Here is a 23,480-nt window from a genome sequence, read left to right as displayed (position 1 = left end):
ACGAAACTAGTCGATAGCATCAGACGGTGGGCAGTAGGTTCTGGCGACGGGGAGAGCGTGGCAGCTCAGGTGTGCCCGCCGACACCGCTGCGTCCGTCCAACAGATGACCACGGCCTTCCTGGACTCCGAACAAACCTTGAGCAGCATAGACGGTGCGGTCGCAACGGCTCAGGAGCTCGACCCTCGTTCGCGGCTGCGGGGTGAGTGGAATGCGTTGCGAGAGCGCTACTCCCAAGCAACTGACGGCTATCTCAACCTCTCGAATGCACCACGACCGACACCGAGCGAACTCGCACGGTGCACAGAAGCGTTGCGGTCACTCCAGGGCGAGATGCAGCGTTTCGCCGACGCGAACGCCGCCGAACTCGGCCGTGCGGGGCGCACCGTCGACGAAGTCGCATCGCTCGAACGTCAGGCTCAGGTCGCGGCGACGCAGGTGCGCGGCACACTCGCGCAGGCACCAGCCAACCTGACGACGCTGCGGAGCGTCCGCGTCGCCGCCGAGAGGTTCGACGCCGCGCTGGCCGAACAGCGGGCGGCAACGGGTCTGCTCGCCAGACGGGCAACCGCTCAACGCGTGCTCGCCGCGCGCCAGTCGCTCGACGACGCGCTCGCCGATGCGCCGTCACTCACCGAGCGCGGCCAACGGGTCATCCGCTCGGTCGACACACGCCGCAGCGGGATCATGACTCGTGCCGAGCGCATGCCGGGCGAACTCTCGACCCTCCGCAGAGAGTTCAGCCTCGAGTGTTCGCTCGATCTGCAAGACAATCAGGAGGTGTTCTCGCGGTTTCTCGCCGCCGCCGATGGCCGATTGGCGCAGGCCCGCTCCCACCTTTCCGACGCCCCTGACCTCGCCATCAGCGAGGCCGAAGCCGCCCGCGACGAACTCGATGGCGCAGAACAGGCCGTGGATGCGGTCGCCGAGAGGCTGCGCGGTCTGCGCGAGGTGCGCGCCGACCCCGGCGCTCTCGAACAGCGCGTGCGATTCCGCCTGCGAGACGCTCAACACTTCGCCGTCGACAACGCTCTGGTTGACGAATGGGGCTCAGTGCTCGATGCTCAGGCCGACCGAATTGTCCGTTCACGGAGTGCCCTCGATCGGGTACATCCGGACTACTGGACGTATTCAACAGAGCTGACAGCAATTGAGCGCCGCATCGTCGAGATCGTCGAGCGGATGAGGGGGCAGGTGGCCAGGCGATGACACTCACAACCGATGCGCCCAGTGCGAGTCGGGCAGGCAACGGCGCCAGGCACTTTCGTCACCTACCTGAGTCGACGCGGGAACGGTTGTTCGTCGCGCAGCCATCGCCGGTCTCCACGTCATGGTCGACCGACCGCCTCGCGATCGCGCTCGGGGCCACCCTCTACGTACCTGCGACGCGTCCCGACCTCGCCGAGGTGATCACCCGCCGGCACGCCGACGGTGTCGTGTCGATGGTCATCGACCTCGAAGACGCTGTCGCCGACGGTGACCAGGCCACCGCCATCGAGAGCGCCGTCGACGCACTACGCCGACTCGATTCGACCGCCGCGGCAGAGATGATGCTGTTCGTTCGCGTCCGTTCGGCCGATCAGATCGCGACCATCAGCGAGGCGATCGGCTCGTCCGACTCGCTCATGGGATTCGTGCTGCCGAAGTTCGACGCCGAGAACGCGCACGAGTTCTTGATTGCGGTGCGGGACGCCAGTATTCGTGCCGGTAGGCACTTCTGGGCCATGCCGGTACTCGAATCCGCGGGGATCGTTCACCGCGAGAGTCGCGAACACCACCTGTCGGTGATCGGCGAGGCTGTCGACGAGCACCGGTCCCGAGTGCTCGCCATTCGCATCGGTGCGACGGACATGTGCGGACTGTTCGGCATCCGCCGCGATCGCGACCTGACCATCTACGACGTCCGCGTGGCCGCAGACGCAATAGCGTCCATCATCAATCGGCTGGGTCGATGCGACTCCTCGGGTCACGTCATCACCGGACCGGTGTGGGAGTACTTCGCCGACCACGAGCGCCTGTTCAAACCGGCACTCCGGCAAACGCCGTTCCAGGAACAGGGCGCCGTGTGGTTTCGCAGCCAGTTGGTTCGCAGAGACCTCGACGGATTGCTGCGGGAGATCGCACTCGACCGCGCGAACGGTATGCAGGGCAAGACCGTCATCCACCCGAGCCATGCCGCTGCGGTGCACGCACTCAGCGCGGTGACCCACGAGGAGTACCACGACGCGCTCGACGTGCTCGCCTCCGACACCGGCGGCGTGCAGGCATCGACGTATCGGAACAAGATGAACGAACGTAAGCCGCACCGGAATTGGGCGTCGCGGGTGATCGACAGGGCAGCCGTGTTCGGGGTCACCCACCCCGGTGTCGGCTTCGTCGACCTCCTCACCGCGATGGATCTCTCGTGACAGCTATCGGTTCCCGCGCAGCACACGTCGTCGACTCCGCGGACACGTCGAGCTGGGCCGCCGACACCTTCGGGGTGAGGATCGCAGACACCACTGTCGACCCTCGATCCGACTGGAGCATGGACGAACTCGTCGTCCTCGGACTGCGCCGCAATCGCAGGCGCGCACACCTGCTCGTGTCGACTGTTCTCGGCAAGCACATCCCCACCCCTCCCGAACGCGTCCGACGGGCCGCAGACGACCTCGCAGCGCTCATCCGTGATCGCATCGGCGCCGACGCGGCTGAGAAGTCGACGGTCCTCGGGTTCGCGGAGACGGCAACGGGCTTGGGCCACTCCGTCTTCCATGGGCTCGCCGCTCACGCGTATCTGCACTCCACTCGTCGACATCCGCCGGGAGCGCTCACCGTCGGGTCGTTCGAAGAAGGCCACTCGCACGCGACAACTCATCTGTTGCAGCCGAGTTCGATCGAGTTGCTCTCCGCCAACCCCGACAGTCCGTTGATCCTCGTCGACGACGAGATCTCCACCGGGACAACCGCGTTGCGCGCCATCACCGCGATACACGAGATCACCGGCAGACGTGACTATGTGGTCGCTTCGCTCGTCGACCTGCGATCACCCGAACATCTTTCAGCTACAGCCGATTTCGCGTCCAACAACGACGTCCGCATCGAGTACGTGTCGCTTGCGCAGGGCAGCATCGACCTTCCGGAAGGGCTCACCGACGCGGTGTGGGAGTCACCCTCAACGCAACTCAACCCGATCGGAGTCCGGGGCGAGGTCACCACGGTGGCATTGCCGTGGCCCGCCGATGTGCCCGAGGGCGGACGCCATGGCTTCCTACGTTCGGACACAACGGGATTCACCAATGCCGTCGACGAAGCGGTGGCGACATTGCTGCCTGAACTCGAGCCGTCGACAAGCACTGTGGTGGTTGGCCACGAGGAGCTGATGTATCTGCCGCTCTGCATCGCCGAGGGGCTTGCACATGCCGGCATCCCCACGACGTTCCAGACCACCACGCGCTCACCCGCATTCGTCCGCGACGTCGACGGCTACCCGCTGCGCCGCGGCCTGACCTTTACCGCGCCCGAACACGACCCCGGTACACCGCGATTCGTCTACAACCTGCTCGACCCGGACGGCTCGCCCGACCTTCCGCGGATCGTGTTGATCATCGACGACCCCGCCGACACTCCCGACCTGACGGCACCGGGTGGGGTCCTCGATGTGATGACCGCGGCGGGCCACGACGTCGTCGTCGCGAAAGTTACTGCCACCGGCCAATGCGCGCTGCGCGACGCACGGAGCGACTCGTGACAGCTCAGCGACTGACCACACCGGAAGCGCGGAACTCCGAGCTACGCGGACCGGACTTCGGTTCGTACGCACCTGATGAGGTGACCTGGCTCCTGAAGGACCTCTCGCATATCGAACTCGAGGCCGACCTGGCCGTTCGTGAGCGCCGAATCCAGGCGGGCACAGCGCATTACGCGGAGTCGTTGCCCATCGAGTATCAGCCGGGAGCCGCGTACCAGCAGTTGTTTGCCGACACCCTCGACGACTCGGCGCAGCGCCTCGCGCACGCTGTCGGCGTCGTCGGAGAGCTCATCGTTGCCGAGCGACATCGCGAGCCAACTCTGGTGTCGCTCGCGCGGGCGGGCACGCCCATCGGGATCCTGCTGAGACGCTGGCTGAACCATGTTCATGGCTGGGCCGCACCGCATTACACGATCTCGATAGTTCGCGATCGCGGCATCGACACGGTCGCCCTCGACCACATCACCGACCGCCACGACCCCACATCCGTGGTGTTCATCGATGGGTGGACAGGCAAGGGCGCGATCCAGCGCGAGCTGACGGCGGCGCTCGACGCCTACGCTCGAGACGGTGGGCCACACCTCGCCGACGAACTCGCCGTTCTCGCCGACCCCGGGTTCGCCACCACCACCTTCGGTACGCGCGACGACTTCCTCATCGCCTCGGCGTGTTTGAATTCGACCGTCTCCGGGCTGATTTCACGAACGGTTCTCAACGCCGACCACATCGGTGACGGCGAGTTCCACGGCGCCAAGTTCTATCGCCACCTCGCCGAGCACGACATGTCGAATCGCTTCCTCGACGTCGTGTCCGCGCAGTTCGACGTGGTGCGCGACGCCGTCGTCTCGCACCTCGCCGCTTTGGATGCCGCCGATCGCACGCCGACCTGGGCAGGCTGGGAATCCGTGGAGGCAGTCCGCGCGGAGTACGGACTCTCGTCGGTGAACTTCGTCAAGCCCGGTGTCGGGGAGACCACACGGGTACTGCTGCGGCGCGTACCGTGGCGGGTTCTTGTGCGAGACAACGACCTACCCGAGCATCGGCACATTCGAATCCTCGCCGCCGAACGCGGAGTACCCGTCGAAGTGCGCGCCGACCTCTCGTACTCCTGCATGGGTTTGATCAAGGAGGACTCGTGACCGGATTGGTGGCGAGCGATCTGGACCGTACGCTGATCTATTCGCGTGACGCCATGGGAGAGAATCAGTTCCGCGATACGTCGCCGGTGTGCGTCGAGATCTACCGCGACGCTCCGCTCTCGTACATGACGAGTTCGGCGATCGCGCTTCTCACCGATCTTCGTGCGCACGCACCCTTCGTGCCGGTGACTACACGAACTCCCGAGCAGTTCGGCCGTGTCCAGCTGCCGGGAGGAACACCTCACTACAGTGTGGTCAGCAGCGGCGGCCGCATCCTCGTCGACGGTGTCGACGACCACAGGTGGCGAAGCGGCGTCGAACGTGCCGTTGCTGCTGGTTCTGCGCCGCTCGATGACGTTGTTGGGCGATTGGCCGTTGCAGCAGAAGAGGATTGGGTGAGCACGCTGCGCACCGCCGACGACCTGTTCTGCTACCTGGTCGTCGACACCAAGCGCCAGCCCGAGCACTTTCTGCCGGAGTGGGAGCAGTGGTGTGCCCGGCACGGGTGGGTCGCCTCCCAACAGGGTCGCAAGATCTACGCCGTGCCCGAGGCGGTCACCAAATCCGCTGCGGTCGAGGAGGTATACCGACGCTGCGTCGACGATGGTCTGTTGTCAGCCGGCGACCCGGTCTTCGCCGCGGGTGACGGCAGGCTCGACGTCGACCTACTGGAGTTTGCCCATGCCGGTATCCGGCCCGCTCACGGCGAGTTGGCCGAGTTGGATTGGCGGCATCCGACGGTGACCGTCACGGCACAGTCGGGTGCGTTGGCAGGTGAAGAGATACTCGAATGGTTGCTCGACGCAGTGACCCGACAAGCAAGGACGGCGATATGACGACAGTGTTGTCGAAAGGCCAGAACGCACCGCTACCCGCGGGCGAGATCGCGATCTCCGTGGATGTTGCTGCGCCGGTTGATCTCTCGGCGCTGTTGGTCACTCCCGATATGCGCGTGCGCTCCGACGCCGACTTCGTCTTCTACAACCAGCCAACCGGGGCAGGCGTCACGCTTGCGCCCGCCACCGGCCGGCAGACGCTACGGATCACACCCGCCGCGGTGCCCGCCGAGATTCACGCGGTGCGCGCGGTGATCACACTCGACGACGCGTCGTCGTCCTTCGGTAGGACGCCACCGCCCATCGCGCGTGTCTTCGACGCCGCGGGCACCGAGCTGTTCTCGTTCACCATCCCCGACCTGAGCAGCGAGACCGTCGTCGTGGCAGTTGAGGTCTATCGCCGGGACACGGGGTGGAAGGTGCGCTCCATCGGCCAGGGCTACGCGGGCGGTTTCGCCGATCTCGTTCGGGATCACGGGGTTTCGGTCGACGACGCCGCTGCCGCGCCCGCTGCGCCCGTTCCCGTGCCGCCTGCTCCGCCGGTGCCGCCTGCTCAGTTCACTCCTCCGCCGGCCCCACCGCAGGCGCCGCCCGCCCCGCAACCGCCCGCCCCACCACAGCCTGCCCCACCGCAGCAGCCTGCCGAGATCAGCCTGTCCAAGAACAAGCGCGTCAACCTGGCCAAGGGTCAGAAGGTGACGTTGCGCAAGGACGGCGGTGTCGCGCTCACCCAGGTCCGCATGGGACTCGGATGGGACCCGGTCAAGCAGCGTGGCTTCTTCGGCGGCGGGTCGCAGAGCATCGACCTCGACGCATCGGTGTTGATGTATTCACGCGGTTCACTCGCCGAGACCGTCTTCTTCGGCCATCTTCGGAGCCGGGACAACTCGATCGTCCACTCCGGTGACAACCTGACCGGGGCGGGCGAGGGCGACGACGAGGTGATCCGAGTCAACCTGCAGGCGATCCCACCGCAGATCGACAATCTCGCGTTCATCGTGACGTCGTACCGCGGGCAGACCTTCGAGGCGATCGACAACGCCTTCTGCCGACTCGTCGACGACACGACCGGCGCCGAGTTGGCGCGCTTCACGCTGCAGGGTGGGATGCCGTTCACCGGCGTGCTCATGGCTGTGATGTCGCGCAGCGGCGGGGACTGGAAGATGCGCGCCGTCGGCGACGGCTTCAAGGCCAAGACCCCGCGGGCCGCGGAGAAATACCTCGGCCGCTACCTGGAGTAGGGCTGCGCGGGCGCGCAGCGGTCACATCGTTGCCGCCGATGAGCTGGCGGCGTCGGCACGAACGCGGTCGATGGCGACGACGAGCGAGATGATCATCGCTTCGAGCGCGTCGTCGAAGATGTCGACCTCGTAGGTGTCGCCCCAGCTGAGCCACTTCTTGCGAATACTGGCGACCCGCTGACCACTGCGCGACACGTCGAAGTTCATGTCCCACCAGTCACCGGAGACATCCAGCGCAGCACCCTCGATGAAGTACTTCGGCTTGAAGAAGCTGAACTCCTTGCGGATCGTCGCGACCTCGACGCCCTGCATCTCGACCGTGAAGCGTGGCAACAGACTGAAAGCGGTCTTCGTGATCTCCGCGATCGGAGCGCCTGCTCCGTCGGTCACGGTGAAGCGCTTCGGCACCCGCATGAAGCTGCCTTGCACGTAGTAGCGCGGTTGCTCGGACTCGCCGAACACCGTGAACTTCTCGCCGACCGAGAAGACCTTCTGCTTGATGTACAGCCTCGACACGATGCACCCTCTTCCGCCGTAACGCCCACCATAGCGACGCCCGAGAATGCCGAGTGGGCGCTTCTGCGCGTCGACTGGGCGCTCGAGACTGTCGACTGGGCGCTTCTGAGCGTCGAGTGTGCGTAGGCCGACGCGATCAGCCACAGTGGGAAGGTGCCCGACAACGCCACGAACGAGTCATCCGTCGCGCCACCGCGCGAGCCCGATTACCGCTTCACGCTCGCAAATGAGCGCACGTTCCTCGCGTGGCAACGCACAGCCCTCGGACTCCTCGCCGCTGCGATCGCTGCGTTGCAGTTCCTGCCCGATCCGACGCACCCCGCGTTTCGGTACGGACTCGGACTGGCTCTCGGACTCCTCGCCATCGTCGTGTCAGCGGGCGGCCTCATCCGGTGGAAGCAGAACGACGACGCGATCCGACACGAGCGGCCACTGCCGAGAAGCTCACTGATTGCAGTGCTGGGTGTCGCATTGACGGTGATCGCAGCGGCAGCGGTCATCACCGCATTGATCGTCGCGCGACCATGAGCGATCGGTCCGACCCCGCGATGCGCGCCGGATTGCAACCACAGCGCACCGACCTCGCTTGGAGCAGAACGTCATTCGCGATTCTCGTCAACGGTCTTCTCGTCGCCGGTCGCGAGGTGTTGCGACCGAGTTCTTCGCCGACGCCGCTGATTTACGCGCTGTGTGCCGTCGCGGCCGTCGCCTCCGTCGTGGTTGCCGTCATCGGACGTCGACGTCGGCGAGTGCTCGGCGAGCACTCCGCCCCGCTCCACCGCTCGGACACAGCGGCCATCATGACGACGGGCGCCGCAGTGCTGACGACGATCGTCGTGCTTCTCACCGCTGCGCTCGTGTAGTAACGCTAGGCGGAGTAGTCGGCCGCGAACTTCCGGTTGCCCAGACGCTCGGATTCCGCGCCTGTGGGCAACCGCAACCGAGGCTCCTATCTAGATACGACGACGCCCGCTCGGGTTATCGCAGGTCGTCGAGCGTGCCCGTCGGAACGTGAATCCAGCCCTCGCGGTGGGCGATCGGCAGGTCGGCTTCCAGTGGAAGCGTAGTGCCCCCGAGACTTGCCGCACGGGCGATGAGTGCGGTGACGACGGCGTCGAAGGCGTTGTCGTTGACGGCCATGAGCGCAGAGTGCGACCCCAGGTCGAGCCACGGTATCGCCACTCGCAGGTCGTCGACGAGTTCGGCGAGCACGGCACGACGCGTCGAACGCTTGTATCCACGCGACGTCAGTTCCCAATGTTTCAGTGCGCCAGCGGGATACGCCTCGACGGCCCAGCCGTCGACCCGGTCCGACACACCGAGGTCGGCAAGCAGACCCGCGCAGCGAAAGGCTACGTGCGCGATCTGATCCGCGGATACGCTGAGCGGTCGCCCGAGCCCGTGCTCGACGAGGTAGCGATCAGTGCGTCGGTATGCGAGGGGGCGACGTGCAGCGATGTCGTCGAGCCGCGAATCCTTCGGCGTGTCGCCCCGGTGGTGAGCGCTGACGAACTCGACGAAGGCGTCGGGCCACCCGAACGGCGAGTCGATGCCGCAGCGATCCGCGCCGTCGACGAGCGCACGGATCGTCGAATCGTCTGCGGGAGTGACCAATTCGCGGAGCACAGCCGAATACCCACCGCGTTCACGCCATTCGACGACGGCGACTGCGGTCGACGCGGGCGAGGCAGAGAGGTCGACGCCCGCGGTGATCACGCTCAGATCTTTCCGTCGAGGAACTCCGCGTAGGCAGGAAGGTCGAGTTGACCATGACCCGACAGACCGATCACGACGACCTGCTCGGCAGGATTGTCGGCGACGTGTTGGGCGCACGCGGCGATGGCGTGCGTCGACTCGGGCGCGGGCACGATGCCCTGCGTGCGCGCGAACTGCACGCCCGCGGCGAACGCGTCGTGCTGATCGATTGCCACACCCTGCACCAGGCCCTGCTCGACGGTGTGGCTCAGCGCTGGCGCCATGCCGTGGTAGCGCAGACCGCCTGCGTGAATGGGATCGGGCACGAAATCCATTCCGAGAGTGTGCATCTTGAGAAGTGGAGTGAGGCCCGCGACGTCGCCGTGGTCGTAGCGGTACTCGCCCTGCGTGATCGAAGGGCACGCGGACGGTTCCGCGGCGATCACGCTCGGGTTCGACCGACCGTGGATCTTCTCGCGCAGGAACGGGAACGACAGACCAGCGAGATTGGAACCGCCACCCGCACAACCGAATACGACGTCGGCACCACCGGGTTCGACGGCGACGAGCTGTTCGACGGCCTCCTGACCGATCACACTCTGGTGCAGCACAACGTGATTGAGCACGCTGCCGAGCGCGTATCGGGCGTTGGGGTCGTTGGCTGCGACCTCGACGGCCTCGCTGACGGCCATCCCGAGACTGCCCGTGGTGTCGGGGGTCTTCGCGAGAATCGCGCGGCCCGACTCGGTCAGCGTCGACGGGCTCGAGTGAATCGTGCCGCCGTACGTGCGGATCAGATAGCCGCGGTATGGCTTCGATTCGTAGGAGGCGCGCACCTGCCAGACCTCGACGTCGATGCCGAACTGTGCACCCGCGAACGCGAGCGCACTGCCCCACTGGCCGGCCCCGGTCTCGGTGGTGAGCTTCCGGACGCCGTCGACGCTGTTGTAATACGCCTGCGCGACAGCGGAATTGGTCTTGTGCGAGCCGACGGGGCTGACGCCCTCGTACTTCACGTAGATTCGCGCGCCCGTGTTGAGTGACTCCTCGAAGCGTCGCGCGCGGATGAGCGGCGACGGCCGCCACATCTTGTAGATCTCGCGCACCGGTTCGGGGATCTCGATGTACGGCTCGGTCGAGACCTCCTGCGCGATCAGTCCGCTCGGGAAGAGCGCGACGAGATCGTCGGGTCCGACCGGCTCCTTGGTGCCCGGATGCAGATGCGGCGGGATCGGCTCGGAGAGCTCTGCCGCGAGGTTGTACCAGTGCGTCGGCACGTCCACGGTGATGAGGTCCGGGTTGCTTGCGTCCACGTGCATCGTCATGCGGACACTCTAGTCCGCGTGCGGGCCGCGCCGCGGGCGATGTCGGCGCTCGGCGTCGGGCCGGGTGGTTGGGCCCGCGCACGGCTGCTCGACGTCGGGTGGCGCGACCACCCGACGTCGGGCGCGCCTAGTCCCGCGAGCCGCTCGGGGATGACCACTTCCAGTCGCGCACCTCGGGGAGGTCCTCGAAGTGCTCGCGGACGTAGTCGTGGTGGCGGGCGAGCTGGTTGTTGCAGTACGCCACCAGCTCCTCGGCCTTCTCAGGGGCGCGGCGAGCTCGACGCAGCGCCTCGATCACCAGGTGGTAGCGGCTCATCTTGTTGAGCACCACCATGTCGAACGGTGTTGTGGTCGTGCCCTGTTCGGAGAAGCCGCGCACGTGGAAGCGGCCCGGATGGGTACGCCCGTGCACCAACTGGTGGATCGCGCGCGGGTAGCCGTGGAAGCCGAACACCACGTCGACGTCGCGCGTGAACAGGTCATTGAACTTCTCGTCGGAGAGCCCGTGCGGGTGATCGTTCTGCGGCAGCAGCACCATCAGGTCCATCACGTTCACCACGCGCACACGCAGGTACGGCACCCATTCGCGCAGCAACTGCGCGGCGGCGAGGATCTCCTGCGTCGGGACATCGCCCGCGCTGGCGAGCACGATGTCGGGCAGCTCGCCCTCGACGTTCTCGGTGCCGGCCCAATCCCAGATCGACGCTCCGGCGGCGGCCTGCTTGTTGGCCTCCTCCAGCGACAGGTACTGCAGGTGCGGCTGCTTGTCGACGACGATCAGGTTGACGTGATCGCGGCTGCGGAAGCAGTGATCCGAGATCGAGAGCAGCGAGTTCGAGTCCGGCGGCAGCCACACGCGGACCACCTCGGGCGAGAGGGGCAGCACGAGGTCGATCAGTCCGGGGCCCTGGTGAGAGAACCCGTTGTGGTCGTTTCGCCAGCACGTCGACGTCAGCAGGATGTTGAGCGACGCGACGGGCTCACGCCACGGGAGCGTCGCCGCGTGCTGCAACCACTTGGTGTGCTGCACCACCATCGACGCGCTCACCATCGCGAACGCCTCGTAGGTCGCGAACACACCGTGCCGACCCGTCAACGTGTAGCCCTCGAGCCAGCCCTGGCACAGGTGCTCGCTGAGCACCTCCATCACACGACCCGACGGCGAGAGGTTGTCGTCGTATTCGGTGACCGGAAGCTGCCACGCGCGGTCGGTGACCTCGAAGACCGCTCCGAGTCGATTACTCGACGTCTCGTCCGGGCAGAAAAGTCGGAACGTGCCGCCGCCGTCGGCGTCGGAGTTCTGCGTGTAGATGTCGCGCATGAACTCGCCGAGAACACGGGTCGTTTCGAACGAGACGTCGCCCGGTTCGGGGATGTCGAGTGCGTACTGCTCGATCGGTGGCAGCCGCAGCGGCGAGAGCAACCGTCCGCCGTTGGCATACGGCGTCGCACCCATCCGGAGATCGCCCGCAGGCGCGAGCGAGGCAATCGATTCGACGATGGCGCCGTTGTCGTCGAAGATCTCCTCCGGCTTGTACGACTTCAGCCACTCCTCGAGGATCGCGAGGTGCTCGGGGTTCTCCCGCACGCCCGACAGCGGCACCTGATGCGCCCAGTGCGTGCCCTCGATCTTCTTGCCGTCGACCTCTTTCGGTCCGGTCCAGCCCTTGGGTGTGCGCAATACGATTGCGGGCCAGTGGGTGTCGGGCAGCGTCGACCCGGCGCCGTCGGCGCGCGCCTCGGACTGGATCTCACCGATCCGACGACGGGCCTCCACGATCGCAGCACGCAGATCGGAGAACACCTGAGCCGGATCGTCGCCCTCGACGAACGTCGGAATCCAGCCCTGACCGCGCAGGTAGTCGGTCACCTCGGCATCGGTACTGCGGCCAAGGACCGTCGGACCTGCGATCTTCGCTCCATTGAGGTGCAGGATCGGCAGCACGGCGCCGTCGCGCGCGGCGTTGAGGAAGGCGGGAATCTTCCATGATCCCGACAGCGGTCCGGTCTCGGCCTCACCATCGCCGATGACACACGCGACGGTCAGGTCGGGGTTGTCGTAGGCCGCGCCCGCTGCGTGTACCAGTGCATATCCGAGCTCGCCGCCCTCGTGGATACTTCCCGGGGTCTGCACGCTCACGTGGCTGGGGATGCCGCCGGGCGTCGAGAACTGACGGCAGAGACGCTTCACGCCGTCGGCGTCGAGAGAGATCTTCGGGTAGACCTCGGTGTAAGTGCCTTCGAGGTAGGTGTTCGCGACAAGCGCCGGGCCGCCATGTCCGGGGCCGGTGATGTACAGCCACGAACTGTCGGACTCCTTGATGATCCGATTCAGCACCGTGTAGATCGCCGAGAGTCCCGGGCTGGTTCCCCAGTGGCCGAGCAGCCGAGGCTTGATGTGGTCGCGCGAAAGTGGTTCGCGCAGCAAGACATTGTCTTGCAGATAAATCTGGGCGACGGTGAGGTAATTCGCCGCCGCCCACCATCGCAGGTCGGCGTCAAGATCCGCCTGCTCGTACGCGCGCTGTTGGGTGGAGACCTCGGTCATGCGGGTTCCCTTCGAACTCGTCGACTCCTGATGGTGCTCTTATCCATTCCCCCTTCCATCAGTTCTACGCGGACACCAAGCCGCGCGCGCGACTCTTCACCGTAAATTCGCCCAAGGTGTTACCCAGCGCGCCGTTTCCGAGGTGCAAAGCCGCCGCTCAGTCCGGCAGCATCGGGGCGTCGTCGCCGTGGTGGCGCCCGAGGAGTACGCCGCGGGTGACGGCGTCGCGTCCGAATCGCGTTCGCAGATCGTCCATCGCGGTGTCGAGGTGAGCGCCCCGACCGCTGAGTGGACTCGACGCCCCGACCGCGCGCACCCGGCGGTCGGCAGGGTCGGGTTGATCGAAGGGCAGGGTGAGCTGTATCGAGTCGCGCTCGTCGAGTCCGGTGAGCGACAACCCGATCAACGTGCAGCCACGGTCGCGGATCACGGGCAGGGCGTCGTCGAGCAAGCCGCGCGCCGACGACATGATCACGTCGGTGCGGTCGGTGACATCGGACAGTGTCCGCGATCGGGTTGCACGCGAGAAGTCGTCGAATCGGAGACGCAATACGACTGTGCGACAGACTCGTTCGGCATTTCGGAGGCGACGCCCGAGGCGTTCGACGATCGCGACGACGGTCGCCTCGAGGTCAGCTTCGCTCTTCGGTCGACGGCCGAGCGCTCGTTGCGAACCGATCGACGAGCGTCGACGCCCGGTCTCGACACGACGCGGGTCGGTGGCCATCGACAGTGCGAAGAGGTGACGCGCAGAGCCCGGTCCGACGATGTGCTTGAGTGAGCGCTCCCCGAGCCGGGCGATCCCGCCGACCGTGGTGACGCCCGCGTCGTGGAGTTTGGCCTCGGTCACCGGCCCGACGCCCCACAGCCTCCGAACCGGCAGCGGGTGCAAGAACGCAATCTCGGTTCCAGGTGCCACCTCGAGCAGCCCGTCGGGTTTGCCGACGGCGCTGGCAACCTTCGCGAGGAACTTGGTGCGCGCAAGACCCACGGTGATCGGCAGTCCCACCTCGTCGCGGACGCGTGTACGCAGGCGCTCCGCGATCTCGACCGGCGTACCCGACACTCGACGCAGGCCCGCGACGTCGAGGAACGCCTCGTCGACCGAGATGCCCTCGACGATGGGCGTGGTGTCGTGGAAGATCTCGAAGACCGCGCGGCTGGCCTCGACGTAGGCGTCGAAGCGCGGCGGCACCACGATCGCGCGCGGGCACAGCGCCCGCGCCTCGTGGCCCGGCATCGGCGACCGCACGCCGAACGCCTTGGCCTCGTAGCTTGCGGCGAGCACAACACCACCACCGACAAGCACCGGCCGCCCACGTAGCGCCGGGTTGTCGCGCTGCTCGACCGACGCATAGAACGAGTCGAGATCGGCGTGCAGTATCGACGCCTCGTGCCGCTCGCGTCGCTCGATCCGCATAGAACACATGTTCGCATGCGGGTCTGACATTTCTCTACGCCAGACCGGTGACGATCAACCCGTGCGAGACCTCCGCCGCCACGCGTCCTTGTCGGTGGCGCGGTCGTCCTGAACTGCGGGAGGCCAGGTGGCAGCGCCCAGCTCGCGCGAGGTGTTGCGGGCGACGTCACGCAGCATGGACGCGACCGACGACTCGAGTGGCCACTGCTCGACGTCGGCGACGACGCCGACAGCTCCGATCGGACCACCCATCCGGTCGGTCAACACGGCTGCGAGTTCACACTCTCCGAGCACAGCCTCTTCGACTGACTCGGCGAGTCCGGTCGCGCGCACATCGGCAAGCGTCGCGCGCAGGGCCGCGGGGTCGGTGAGGGTCGAGCCGGTCATGTCACGCAGGTCGACGCCGAGAATGTCGTCGGTCAGCTTGGCGTCGAACGCCATGATCGCCTTGCCAAGGGCCGACGCATGCGCGGGGATGACGATTCCGACCTCGGGCATCTGCCGCGAACCGTCGAGCCTCGGCTGGTGATGGACCACCACGACGTCGTCGATCAGCATCACCGCGGTGCGGACCGCGAGTCCGCTGCGTCGTGCGAGATCCTCGGCCCACGGCGCGATCCGCGCGCGCAGTTCGAGGCTGTCGAGGTAGACGTTGCCGAAGGTGAGAACCGCGGGTCCGAGGCGGTAGCGACCCGAGTCGCGCTCCTGCACGACCATCCGGTGGGCGAGCAGCGTGCGGACGATGCCGTGGACGGTCGACGGCGGCAGCTCGAGCCTCTCGGCGATTTGTCCGAGACTCATCCTGTGGTCGCCCGCAAGCACCGTGAGCACGCGGAGCGCGCGGTCTACGGACTGAATCATCCCGACATTCTCGCAGCAATCGCTTCAGCCATCTGCCCGAGGCGAGATCTCCTCGGTTCCATCTGTGAAAAGTATTGCCCGTCACATCTCGTGTGGCGTAGTGTGACGTTTCATTCGATAATGCCGAATGAATCACTCGGCGTCACCGCACGTCCCCGTAGGAGTTGTGGCTCATGAAGAAGTTCATCAACGAGCCGGCCGATGTGCTGGCCGACGCACTGCGCGGGGTTGCGGCCGCGCATCCCCGACTGCGCGTCGACCACGAGAACAGGGTGATCTTCCGTGCCGAGGGACCGCGCAGAGGAAAGGTCGGGTTGGTCTCGGGCGGAGGGAGCGGCCACGAGCCACTGCACGGCGGCTTTGTCGGCCCGGGGATGCTCGACGCCGCCGCCTGCGGGGAGGTCTTCACGTCGCCAGTCCCCGACCAGATCCTGGCCGCGACCAGCGGCGTCGACGGCGGCGTAGGCGTGCTGCACATCGTGAAGAACTACAGCGGCGACGTGATGAACTTCGAGATGGCCGCGGAGCTCGCCGACGTCGAGGTGGTGTCTGTCATCGTCGACGACGACGTGGCTGTCACCGACAGCAGCTTCACCGTCGGTCGACGCGGCGTCGCGGGCACCGTCTTCGTCGAGAAGATCGCCGGGGCGGTCGCCGAGCGCGGCGCCGACCTCGCCGAAGTCGCCCGACTGGCACGCAAGACAGATGACAACGCACGCACCATGGGCCTCGCCCTCACCTCCTGCACGGTCCCCGCGGTCGGTCACCCGACGTTCGATCTCCCCGAGAATCAGATCGAACTCGGCGTCGGCATCCACGGCGAACCGGGCCGCAAACGCGTCGAGCTGCCTTCGGCGAACGAGATGGCGCAGATGCTGATCGATCCGGTTCTCGCAGACCTCGACTTCACCGTCGGTGAGAACGGCGTAGTGCTGCTGGTCAATGGCCTCGGTGGGACACCCCTGATCGAGCTCTATCTGATGTGTGCCGAGTTCTCACGACTCCTCGACGCCGCAGGCATCACGGCAACGCGCACCCTCGTCGGCAACTACGTCACCAGCCTCGACATGGCGGGCTGTTCGGTCTCGCTGCTGCGACTCGACGACGAGCTCACCGAACTATGGGACGCTCCGGTCGACACACCGAACCTGCACTGGGCTTGATCGAAAGGGCACGTCATGACCACCATCACCACCGACACCATCGCGACCTGGCTCCGTCTGTTCACCAGCGACGTGGTGGCCAACGTCGACGAACTGACCCAACTCGACGCCGCGATCGGCGACGCCGACCACGGATCGAACATGGAACGCGGCATGACCGCCGTCGTCGACGGACTCGCCGATAGTCCAGACCTGCCTGGACCGCTATTGAAGAAGGCCGGCATGACACTCGTCAGCAAGGTCGGCGGAGCCAGCGGCCCGCTGTACGGCACCCTGCTGCTGCGGATGGCGGGCGCCATCGGCGACAGCGCGGAGATCGACGACGCAACACTCGCCGCGGCACTGCGTGCGGGGCTCGCCGGGGTGGTCGACCGCGGGCACGCACAGGCCGGCGACAAGACCATGTTCGACGCGCTCAACCCCGCATGCGACGCCCTCGACGCCGCGCTCGCCGACGGCGCAGCGCTACCGAAAGCACTGCAGGTCGCCGCCGATGCTGCCGCTGCCGGGCGCGACTCAACAGTCGACATGGTGGCCCGCAAGGGTCGTGCATCGTATCTCGGAGAGCGCAGCGTCGGACATCAGGATCCGGGAGCGACGAGCGCGGCGATGCTCGTCGACGCACTCGCCGAAGCCGTGAACGCGGCCGGCACACCATGACCGGGCTGGTGGTCGTCTCCCACAGCAGAGCACTTGCCGACGCCGCGGTGGCACTGGCATCGGAGATGCTCCACGGATCGACGACGCGCATCGCCATCGCAGCAGGACTCGACGCCGAGACCTTCGGCACCGACGCCACCGCCATCGTCGACGCGATCGAGAAGGCGGACGACGGCCAGGGCGTCGTGGTGCTGATGGATCTCGGAAGTGCCGTTCTGTCAGCCGAACTCGCGCTCGAACTGATCGATGCGGAGGTCCGCGAGCGCACCGTGCTGTCGGCGGCACCGTTGGTCGAGGGACTCATGGCCGCGGCCGTGACCTCCGCCTCCGGCGCCCCACCCTCCGACGTCGCCGCCGAGGCGGCCGGTGCGCTGACACCGAAACGGTCGGCGTTGGGCGTCGTTGAGGAGGATGTGCCAGCGAGTGGTGAGGATATGTCTCCCGACGGTGAGTCCGCCGTCGTCGAGGTCGAGAACCCGCATGGCCTCCACGCCCGACCAGCCGCCCGATTGGTCACGGAGGCAGGACAATTCGACGCCGAGGTCACGCTGCGCAATCTCGACACCGGCGCCGGCCCGGCGTCGGCGAGGAGCCTGTCGCAGGTCGCCGGCCTCGCCGTGCGGTGCGGCCAGCACCTCGAGATCGACGCGAGCGGCCCAGACGCACAGGCCGCCGTCGAGCATCTGGCCACGCTGGCGCGCAACCGCTTTGGCGAGGAGGATGCCCCCGCCTCTTCCGCTGGTCGAGCTGCCCCCACCGCTGGCCGAGCCGCCTCCCCCGCTGGCCGAGCCGCCCCCACCGCTGGCCGAGCCGCCTCCCCCGCTGGCCGAGCCGCCCCCACCGCCGGTCGAGCCGCCTCCCCCGCAGGTCGAGCTGCCTCTTCGACTGGTCAAGCCGCCTCCCCCGCTGGTCGAGCTTGTCGAGACCACCCCGCCCTGCCGGCGTCGCCCGGGATCGCGATCGGTCCGGTGTTCACGCCCGCGGTCGTCGACGTCGGGCCCCCGGACGAGCAGTTCGACTCCGCCGACACCCAGTCCGCCAGACTGCGCGACGCCCTCGACGCTGTACGCGCCGACATCGAGAGCCTGCGCACCACGACGGCGCAGCACAGCCCCGCCGACGCCGCCATCTTCGACGCCCACCTGGTGATGCTCGACGATCCGGACCTCGTGGCCGCAGCCCTCGAACGCGTCGAGTCCGGTGTGCCCGCGTCGCGCGCGTGGGCGGAGGCAGTGGCGGCCGTCGAAGCCGAATGGCGCGCCGTCGACGACCCCTACCTGCGCGAGCGCGCTGTCGACGTGCACGCAGTCGGACAGCAGGTACTCCGCAAGCTGGCAGGCATCCCGGACGCGACCATCGATGGCACCGGAATCCTCGTCGTCGACGATCTGCTGCCGGCACAGGCGGCCGTCCTCGACCCCGAGAAAGTCGCAGGCGTCATCCTCGCGGGCGGAAGCCCGACCAGTCACGCTGCAATCCTTGCCCGCGCGCGAGGTATTCCCGCGGTCGTCGCGGCAGGCGCCGACGTTTTGGCCATTGAACCCGGTGTCACCGTCGCGCTCGACGGATCGACCGGTGAGGTCATCGTCGACCCCGACGATCAGACCCTCGAACGGCTACGCGGTGAGGCATCACGTGCTGCAGAGCGCGGAGAGCTTGCCCGCGCGTCGGCACACGAGTCGGCGAGCACAGCCGACGGCACGCGAATTCTGGTGGCGGCCAACCTTGGCTCTGTCGAGGATGCACGCGCCGCCGCCGAAAGTGGCTCGGACGGTTCGGGTTTGGTCCGTACCGAGTTTCTCTACCTCGACCGTGCGGAGCCCCCCACCGTCGACGAGCAGATCGACACCTACCTCGCGATGGCCGATGCCCTTGGTGGCCAACGCATCACGCTGCGCACGCTCGACGTCGGAGGCGACAAGCCGCTATCGTTCGCGCCGCGACCCGCCGAAGAGAACCCCTTCCTCGGCCTCCGCGGACTCCGCCTCGCGCTGGCCGAGAAGACACTGTTCGACGACCAGCTCCGGGCCATCGTCACCGTCGCACACCAGACTCCGATCAGCATCATGTTCCCGATGGTGACCACCGTCGACGAGTTACTCACTGCTCGAGAGCATCTCGACGCCGCGATCACTTCCGTCGGACGTGGTGAACCGGCGGGACTCGAGGTGGGAATCATGATCGAGGTCCCCGCAGCGGCTCTCAAGGCCGCGGCCTTCGCGCCGCACGTCAACTTCTTCAGCATCGGTACCAACGACCTCACGCAGTACACGTTGGCCGCCGAACGCGGCAACACTTCCGTTGCAGCGCTTGCAGATCCACTCGATCCCGCAGTCGTCACACTGATCAACAGGGTCTGCCGCGGTGCCGGACCCGACCGTCTCGTCGCAGTCTGCGGAGAGTTGGCAGCCGACGAGACGGCAACCGATCTCCTTGTTGCGCTTGGGGTTCGCGAGTTGAGCGTCGCTCCCCGCGCCGTCCCTCCGATCAAACAGGCAGTACGTGGCATCGATGTCCCGACCAACCCCAGGCTCGTCGAGCGGTGCCTCGAAGCCGACACTGCTGCCTCGGTGCGCGCGGCGCTCACCTAGTGAGCAGCGCCGCTCGATAGACTCGAACGCATGCAGGTCATCACGCGAGCGGACACCGTCTACGGGGTTTACGAGGTCGAGAAGTGACAACACCAAGTGCCACAATCGGACTGGGCCTGGCAGCCGTTGGTCGTCCGGCATACATCACGACGGGCCGAGACTACGACCTCGGCGACGAACGCAGCATCGAGGACATGCGCGTGCGCACGTACGCCGTGCTCGACGCCGCCTACGCCGACGGGGTCCGCTACCTCGACTGCGCGCGGTCGTACGGATTGTCGGAGCAGTTCCTCGCGGACTGGTTGAGTGATCGACCCGACGTCGACGACGTGGTCGTCGCCTCGAAGTGGGGTTACCGCTACGTCGGCGAATGGGAACTCGACGCTGCGGTCCACGAGGTGAAGGACCACAGTCTCGGCGAATTCGTCGACCAGTGGACGGCGAGCCACGCGATACTCGGCGAAGCACTCTCCATCTACCAGATCCACTCACTGACACCCGACAGCCCGGCACTGACCAACTCCGCACTGCTCGACGCTCTCGCCCGAGTGCGCGACGACGGCTACCGCATCGGCTTCTCGACGTCGGGCCCGTCGCAGGCCGACGTTGTGCGACAAGCGATCTCGATCGAGATTGGCGGAGCGCCGCTCTTCGGAGTCGTCCAGTCGACGTGGAATCTGCTGGAGACGTCGGTGGGACCAGCGCTGGCCGAGGCCGCGGAGGCGGGCCTGTCGGTGGTCGTGAAGGAGGGTATGGCCAACGGTCGGTTGGCGCCCGGCGTCGACGACGATTCCGACGCCCGACGCGCCGTCGACCGTGTTGCGGCCGAACTGGATGTGCCCGCCGACCAGGTCGCGTTGGCGGCCGCGCTGGCTCAGCCGTGGGCCGCACATGTGCTGTCGGGCGCGGTGAGCGTCGAGCAGGTCGACAGCAACGTCGCCGCGAGCACCGTGACACTCGAACCCGCAGTCCTCGCGGAACTCGTCGCGCAACCCGAGCCGCCAGCCGACTACTGGTCGAAGCGGTCGCAGCGCGACTGGAGCTAGAGCTGGCTGCTATCGGGCGGGCAACCTGCGCGCATGCAGCACCACGTCGTCGATGTGGTGCCCGCCGCCCGCGGGGATGCCACGCGGACGAGTCTCGTGGGTGAGGATCTCCCAGCCACCTTCTTCGGATTCACCGTCGGCGGACCGGCCCTCGAGCAGGGTCGCGATGTCGTCCGGTTGCACGTAGTCGGCGGGGTCGAATCCGTGCGCGCGCACGCCCTCTGGCGCGTGTCCAACGACCAGCAGTGATCCGCCCGGCCCGACAGCGTCGACGAGTTTCTGTGCCACCGAACGGTTTTCGGCAAGGATGGGGAAGTAGTGCGCCGCGACAAGCCCGAAGTCGCGACCCGGGACGTCGTCGACGACGAGATCTGCTTGCAGCCAAGTGATCTCGGGTCCGGGGAAGCTCTCCCGGGCCCGGTCGACGGCGACTTGCGAGATGTCGATCGCCGTGACCTGCCAGCCGCGCTCGGCGAGCCAGCGAGCGTCAGCGCCTTCACCACTTCCGACGTCGAGCGCGGTGCCCGGCGCGAGGTCGGAGGCTTCCGCGATCAAGGAGGGATTCACGTTCGACGTCCAGAGGCGCTCGGTGTCGGCGTACCTCGCGTCCCACTCGGCGGCCGTGTGCGGGTTCTGGTCGCCGGTGTTCTGCTGACCGTGTGCAGTGCTCATGCGTCGAGCGTGGCACGGCCGCCGCGCGGCGTCGAGCAGCGTTGCGCCGGAGGCAAGAAGTGGTCTCGACAAGCTCGACCAGCGGTGGGTGCGCCCGACCAGCGGGGTGGGCGCTCGACAAGCGGGCGGGGTGGTCTCGACAAGCGGGCGGGGTGGTCTCGACAAGCTCGACCAGCGGTGGGGGCTCGACCAGCGGGGTGGTCTCGACCAGCGTGGGGGGCTCGACCAGCGTGGGGGGCTCGACCAGCGTGGGGGGTGGTCTCGACAAGCTCGACCAGCGGGGTGGGCGCTCGACCAGCGTGAGAGTGCGCTCGACCAGCGGGCGGCGCGCGCTCGGGCAGCGAAAGTCGGTCATCGACGCGGCGGCGGCGGAGGGGCAGACTGGGAGACATGGCATTTCCCATTCGCATCGGAGTCCAGATCCAGCCGCAGCACGCCCCCGACTACTCGCTGATCCGCGACGCGGTCTTGCGGGCAGAAGACCTCGGCGTCGACATCATCTTCAACTGGGACCACTTCTATCCGCTCTACGGCGACCCCGACGGGGCGCATTTCGAGTGTTGGACCATGCTCGGTGCGTGGGCTGAGCAGACCGAACGCGTCGAGATCGGTGCGCTCGTCACGTGCAACTCGTACCGCAATCCCGACCTGCTGGCCGACATGGCGCGCACCGTCGACCACATCTCCGGTGGCCGACTCATCCTCGGTATCGGCGCGGGCTGGTTCGAGAAGGACTACGACGAGTACGGCTACGACTTCGGCACCAAGGGCAGCCGCATCGGCGAGCTGGGCGAGGCACTCCCACGGATCGCCTCGCGGTTCGAGAAGCTCAATCCCCAACCCACCCGACACATTCCGGTCCTCATCGGAGGCAGCGGCGAGAAGAAGACCCTCCCGCTCGTCGCGAAGTACGCCGACGCCTGGCACGGCTTCAACGACGTCGAGACCTACCGGCACAAGACCAAGGTGCTGTCGGGGTACTGCGAGGAGATCGGTCGCGACCCCGAGACCATCGAGCGGTCGGCGGGCATCCCGTTCACCGGCGACGTCGAGGAACTGGTGCGCACCGCCGACGCCATCAGCGCCGAGGGCGTCTCACTGATCACCGTCGGCACCACCGGCCCCGACTACGACCTCACGGCCGTCGAAGCCCTGTGCCGCTGGCGCGGGTGAACTGAGTCGATATGTCGAGCCTCGCCGTCGTCGCGATCATCGCGGGTGTCATCTCGCTTGGCTGCTGGGTTGCGTCGCTGATCACCGGCGACACGTCCTGGGTCGACCGCATCTGGTCGGTCGCACCTGTCATCTACCTCTGGGTGTTCGCGGCGTACAGCCACTTCGACGCCCGGGTGATTGTGATGGCGGTGCTCGTGACCGCGTGGGGCATCCGACTGACGTTCAACTTCGCCCGACGCGGCGGGTACACCGGCACCGAGGACTACCGCTGGGCCGTGCTGCGCTCCCGGATGAGTAAGTGGCAGTTCTGGTTGTTCAACCTGTTCTTCATCGTGATCTACCAGAACCTGCTGCTCGTGCTGATCACGCTGCCCGGCTACACCGCGCAGCGTCATCCGGGCGGGTTCGGTGTGCTCGACGTCGTGCTCGCGGTCGCCTTCCTGGCGTTCCTCGCCGGGGAGGCCACGGCCGACCAGCAGCAGTGGGAGTTCCACGCGCGCAAGACCGCTGGCCAGACGTCGACGCGGTTCTGCACGACCGGGCTGTTCCACTACTCGCGGCACCCGAACTACTTCTTCGAGCAGGCCCAGTGGTGGGTGATCTACCTGTTCGGCGCCGTGGCCGCGGGGGCGATCCTGCAGCCGACGATCGTCGGCGCGGTGCTGCTGACGCTGCTATTCATCGGCTCTACCAAGTTCACCGAGTCGCTGACGCTGTCGAAGTATCCCGAGTACGCCGACTACCAGCACACGACGTCGGCACAGATCCCGTTGCCGGCGAAGCGACGTCGTACAGCGGCGGCCTGAGCGTCGATCCCCGGCGGGGCACTGCTGTTCACGCGACGTTCGTCGGGCGATCGGGG

At 67.0% G+C, this 23,480-nt stretch carries 21 protein-coding genes; 14 read left to right on the top strand and 7 right to left on the bottom strand.

What is annotated here, in order from left to right; translation table 11 throughout:
• Positions 1-104 precede the first annotated feature (104 nt).
• The 6 genes from ACRVY7_RS18305 to ACRVY7_RS18280 are packed head-to-tail and all read left to right on the top strand — an operon-like array spanning position 105 to position 6,945.
• Positions 105-1,208, top strand: a complete 1,104-nt coding sequence (locus ACRVY7_RS18305) for a coiled-coil domain-containing protein (RefSeq protein WP_431818252.1) — start codon at positions 105-107, stop codon at positions 1,206-1,208.
• Positions 1,205-2,407 carry an HpcH/HpaI aldolase/citrate lyase family protein gene (locus tag ACRVY7_RS18300; protein WP_431818110.1) on the top strand — a complete coding sequence of 401 codons (1,203 nt, stop codon included), beginning with the start codon at positions 1,205-1,207 and terminating at the stop codon, positions 2,405-2,407. The genes ACRVY7_RS18305 and ACRVY7_RS18300 overlap by 4 nt, the downstream gene beginning before the upstream one ends.
• The gene (locus ACRVY7_RS18295; RefSeq protein WP_431818109.1) at positions 2,404-3,729 is read left to right on the top strand and encodes a phosphoribosyltransferase family protein; all 1,326 of its coding nucleotides are present in this window, start codon (positions 2,404-2,406) and stop codon (positions 3,727-3,729) included. Before ACRVY7_RS18300 ends, ACRVY7_RS18295 begins: the two co-directional genes overlap by 4 nt.
• Positions 3,726-4,868 (top strand): cysteine protease StiP family protein, encoded by a 1,143-nt coding sequence (locus tag ACRVY7_RS18290; protein WP_431818108.1) that lies wholly within the window; start codon positions 3,726-3,728, stop codon positions 4,866-4,868. The genes ACRVY7_RS18295 and ACRVY7_RS18290 overlap by 4 nt, the downstream gene beginning before the upstream one ends.
• Positions 4,865-5,704, top strand: coding sequence for an HAD family hydrolase (locus ACRVY7_RS18285; RefSeq protein ID WP_431818107.1), 840 nt, complete (start codon positions 4,865-4,867; stop codon positions 5,702-5,704). Before ACRVY7_RS18290 ends, ACRVY7_RS18285 begins: the two co-directional genes overlap by 4 nt.
• Complete coding sequence (locus ACRVY7_RS18280) at positions 5,701-6,945, top strand: TerD family protein (protein WP_431818106.1); 1,245 nt, start codon at positions 5,701-5,703, stop codon at positions 6,943-6,945. The genes ACRVY7_RS18285 and ACRVY7_RS18280 overlap by 4 nt, the downstream gene beginning before the upstream one ends.
• Positions 6,946-6,966: 21 nt before the next feature.
• On the opposite strand, the gene ACRVY7_RS18275 is transcribed toward ACRVY7_RS18280, so the two are convergent.
• Positions 6,967-7,605 carry an LURP-one-related/scramblase family protein gene (locus ACRVY7_RS18275; protein ID WP_431818105.1) on the bottom strand — a complete coding sequence of 213 codons (639 nt, stop codon included), beginning with the start codon at positions 7,603-7,605 and terminating at the stop codon, positions 6,967-6,969.
• Positions 7,606-7,614: 9 nt separating this feature from the next.
• Here ACRVY7_RS18275 and ACRVY7_RS18270 point away from each other — a divergent pair, with 9 nt between their 5' ends.
• A complete protein-coding gene (locus tag ACRVY7_RS18270; RefSeq protein WP_049699251.1) occupies positions 7,615-7,989 on the top strand; it encodes a YidH family protein in 375 nt (124 codons plus the stop codon).
• Positions 7,986-8,324: a DUF202 domain-containing protein gene (locus ACRVY7_RS18265; protein WP_431818104.1), complete on the top strand. Its 339-nt coding sequence runs from the start codon at positions 7,986-7,988 to the stop codon at positions 8,322-8,324. The genes ACRVY7_RS18270 and ACRVY7_RS18265 overlap by 4 nt, the downstream gene beginning before the upstream one ends.
• Before the next feature lie 115 nt (positions 8,325-8,439).
• On the opposite strand, the gene ACRVY7_RS18260 is transcribed toward ACRVY7_RS18265, so the two are convergent.
• From ACRVY7_RS18260 to ACRVY7_RS18240, 5 genes are all read right to left on the bottom strand, one after another.
• Positions 8,440-9,177 carry a DUF429 domain-containing protein gene (locus ACRVY7_RS18260; protein ID WP_431818103.1) on the bottom strand — a complete coding sequence of 246 codons (738 nt, stop codon included), beginning with the start codon at positions 9,175-9,177 and terminating at the stop codon, positions 8,440-8,442.
• A 2-nt stretch (positions 9,178-9,179) separates the two neighbouring features.
• Entirely contained in the window at positions 9,180-10,481 is a 1,302-nt protein-coding gene (locus tag ACRVY7_RS18255; RefSeq protein WP_431818102.1) for a TrpB-like pyridoxal phosphate-dependent enzyme, read from the bottom strand.
• Positions 10,482-10,608: 127 nt separating this feature from the next.
• Complete coding sequence (locus tag ACRVY7_RS18250; protein ID WP_431818101.1) at positions 10,609-13,029, bottom strand: phosphoketolase family protein; 2,421 nt, start codon at positions 13,027-13,029, stop codon at positions 10,609-10,611.
• 157 nt (positions 13,030-13,186) lie between these two features.
• Entirely contained in the window at positions 13,187-14,449 is a 1,263-nt protein-coding gene (gene dinB / locus ACRVY7_RS18245) for a DNA polymerase IV (protein WP_431818100.1), read from the bottom strand.
• Positions 14,450-14,503: 54 nt separating this feature from the next.
• Positions 14,504-15,310, bottom strand: a complete 807-nt coding sequence (locus ACRVY7_RS18240) for an IclR family transcriptional regulator (RefSeq protein ID WP_431818099.1) — start codon at positions 15,308-15,310, stop codon at positions 14,504-14,506.
• Positions 15,311-15,483: 173 nt separating this feature from the next.
• On the opposite strand from ACRVY7_RS18240, the gene dhaK reads away from it, so the two are divergent.
• The 4 genes from dhaK (at position 15,484) to ACRVY7_RS18220 (ending at position 20,770) form a co-directional block, all read left to right on the top strand.
• Positions 15,484-16,473, top strand: a complete 990-nt coding sequence (gene dhaK, locus ACRVY7_RS18235) for a dihydroxyacetone kinase subunit DhaK (RefSeq protein WP_049699241.1) — start codon at positions 15,484-15,486, stop codon at positions 16,471-16,473.
• Positions 16,474-16,488: 15 nt separating this feature from the next.
• Entirely contained in the window at positions 16,489-17,133 is a 645-nt protein-coding gene (gene dhaL / locus ACRVY7_RS18230) for a dihydroxyacetone kinase subunit DhaL (RefSeq protein WP_431818098.1), read from the top strand.
• Positions 17,130-19,724: a phosphoenolpyruvate--protein phosphotransferase gene (gene ptsP / locus ACRVY7_RS18225; RefSeq protein ID WP_431818097.1), complete on the top strand. Its 2,595-nt coding sequence runs from the start codon at positions 17,130-17,132 to the stop codon at positions 19,722-19,724. The genes dhaL and ptsP overlap by 4 nt, the downstream gene beginning before the upstream one ends.
• 83 nt (positions 19,725-19,807) lie before the next feature.
• On the top strand, positions 19,808-20,770 hold the full coding sequence (locus ACRVY7_RS18220; RefSeq protein WP_431818096.1) for an aldo/keto reductase: 963 nt from the start codon (positions 19,808-19,810) through the stop codon (positions 20,768-20,770).
• Positions 20,771-20,779: 9 nt separating this feature from the next.
• Here ACRVY7_RS18220 and ACRVY7_RS18215 read toward each other — a convergent pair whose 3' ends face one another.
• Positions 20,780-21,442 carry a class I SAM-dependent methyltransferase gene (locus ACRVY7_RS18215; protein WP_431818095.1) on the bottom strand — a complete coding sequence of 221 codons (663 nt, stop codon included), beginning with the start codon at positions 21,440-21,442 and terminating at the stop codon, positions 20,780-20,782.
• A gap of 390 nt (positions 21,443-21,832) precedes the next feature.
• Between ACRVY7_RS18215 and ACRVY7_RS18210 the strand changes: the two genes are divergently transcribed.
• Positions 21,833-22,615: an LLM class F420-dependent oxidoreductase gene (locus ACRVY7_RS18210; RefSeq protein ID WP_064865771.1), complete on the top strand. Its 783-nt coding sequence runs from the start codon at positions 21,833-21,835 to the stop codon at positions 22,613-22,615.
• 11 nt (positions 22,616-22,626) lie between these two features.
• Positions 22,627-23,424, top strand: coding sequence for a DUF1295 domain-containing protein (locus ACRVY7_RS18205; RefSeq protein ID WP_431818094.1), 798 nt, complete (start codon positions 22,627-22,629; stop codon positions 23,422-23,424).
• Positions 23,425-23,480 lie beyond the last annotated feature (56 nt).

This window comes from Gordonia jacobaea, assembly GCF_965344965.1.
Classification (GTDB): Bacteria; Actinomycetota; Actinomycetes; order Mycobacteriales; family Mycobacteriaceae; genus Gordonia; species Gordonia jacobaea.
This window is presented reverse-complemented; position numbering and strand designations above follow the sequence as displayed.

Coding starts and splice junctions, on each gene's coding strand:
- ACRVY7_RS18305 (WP_431818252.1), top strand. CDS start 105: ATGACCACGGCCTTCCTGGACTCCGAACAAACCTTGAGCAGCATAGAC.
- ACRVY7_RS18300 (WP_431818110.1), top strand. CDS start 1,205: ATGACACTCACAACCGATGCGCCCAGTGCGAGTCGGGCAGGCAACGGC.
- ACRVY7_RS18280 (WP_431818106.1), top strand. CDS start 5,701: ATGACGACAGTGTTGTCGAAAGGCCAGAACGCACCGCTACCCGCGGGC.
- ACRVY7_RS18265 (WP_431818104.1), top strand. CDS start 7,986: ATGAGCGATCGGTCCGACCCCGCGATGCGCGCCGGATTGCAACCACAG.
- ACRVY7_RS18255 (WP_431818102.1), bottom strand. CDS start 10,481: ATGACGATGCACGTGGACGCAAGCAACCCGGACCTCATCACCGTGGAC.
- ACRVY7_RS18250 (WP_431818101.1), bottom strand. CDS start 13,029: ATGACCGAGGTCTCCACCCAACAGCGCGCGTACGAGCAGGCGGATCTT.
- dinB (WP_431818100.1), bottom strand. CDS start 14,449: ATGCGGATCGAGCGACGCGAGCGGCACGAGGCGTCGATACTGCACGCC.
- ACRVY7_RS18240 (WP_431818099.1), bottom strand. CDS start 15,310: ATGATTCAGTCCGTAGACCGCGCGCTCCGCGTGCTCACGGTGCTTGCG.
- dhaK (WP_049699241.1), top strand. CDS start 15,484: ATGAAGAAGTTCATCAACGAGCCGGCCGATGTGCTGGCCGACGCACTG.
- dhaL (WP_431818098.1), top strand. CDS start 16,489: ATGACCACCATCACCACCGACACCATCGCGACCTGGCTCCGTCTGTTC.
- ptsP (WP_431818097.1), top strand. CDS start 17,130: ATGACCGGGCTGGTGGTCGTCTCCCACAGCAGAGCACTTGCCGACGCC.
- ACRVY7_RS18215 (WP_431818095.1), bottom strand. CDS start 21,442: ATGAGCACTGCACACGGTCAGCAGAACACCGGCGACCAGAACCCGCAC.
- ACRVY7_RS18210 (WP_064865771.1), top strand. CDS start 21,833: ATGGCATTTCCCATTCGCATCGGAGTCCAGATCCAGCCGCAGCACGCC.
- ACRVY7_RS18205 (WP_431818094.1), top strand. CDS start 22,627: ATGTCGAGCCTCGCCGTCGTCGCGATCATCGCGGGTGTCATCTCGCTT.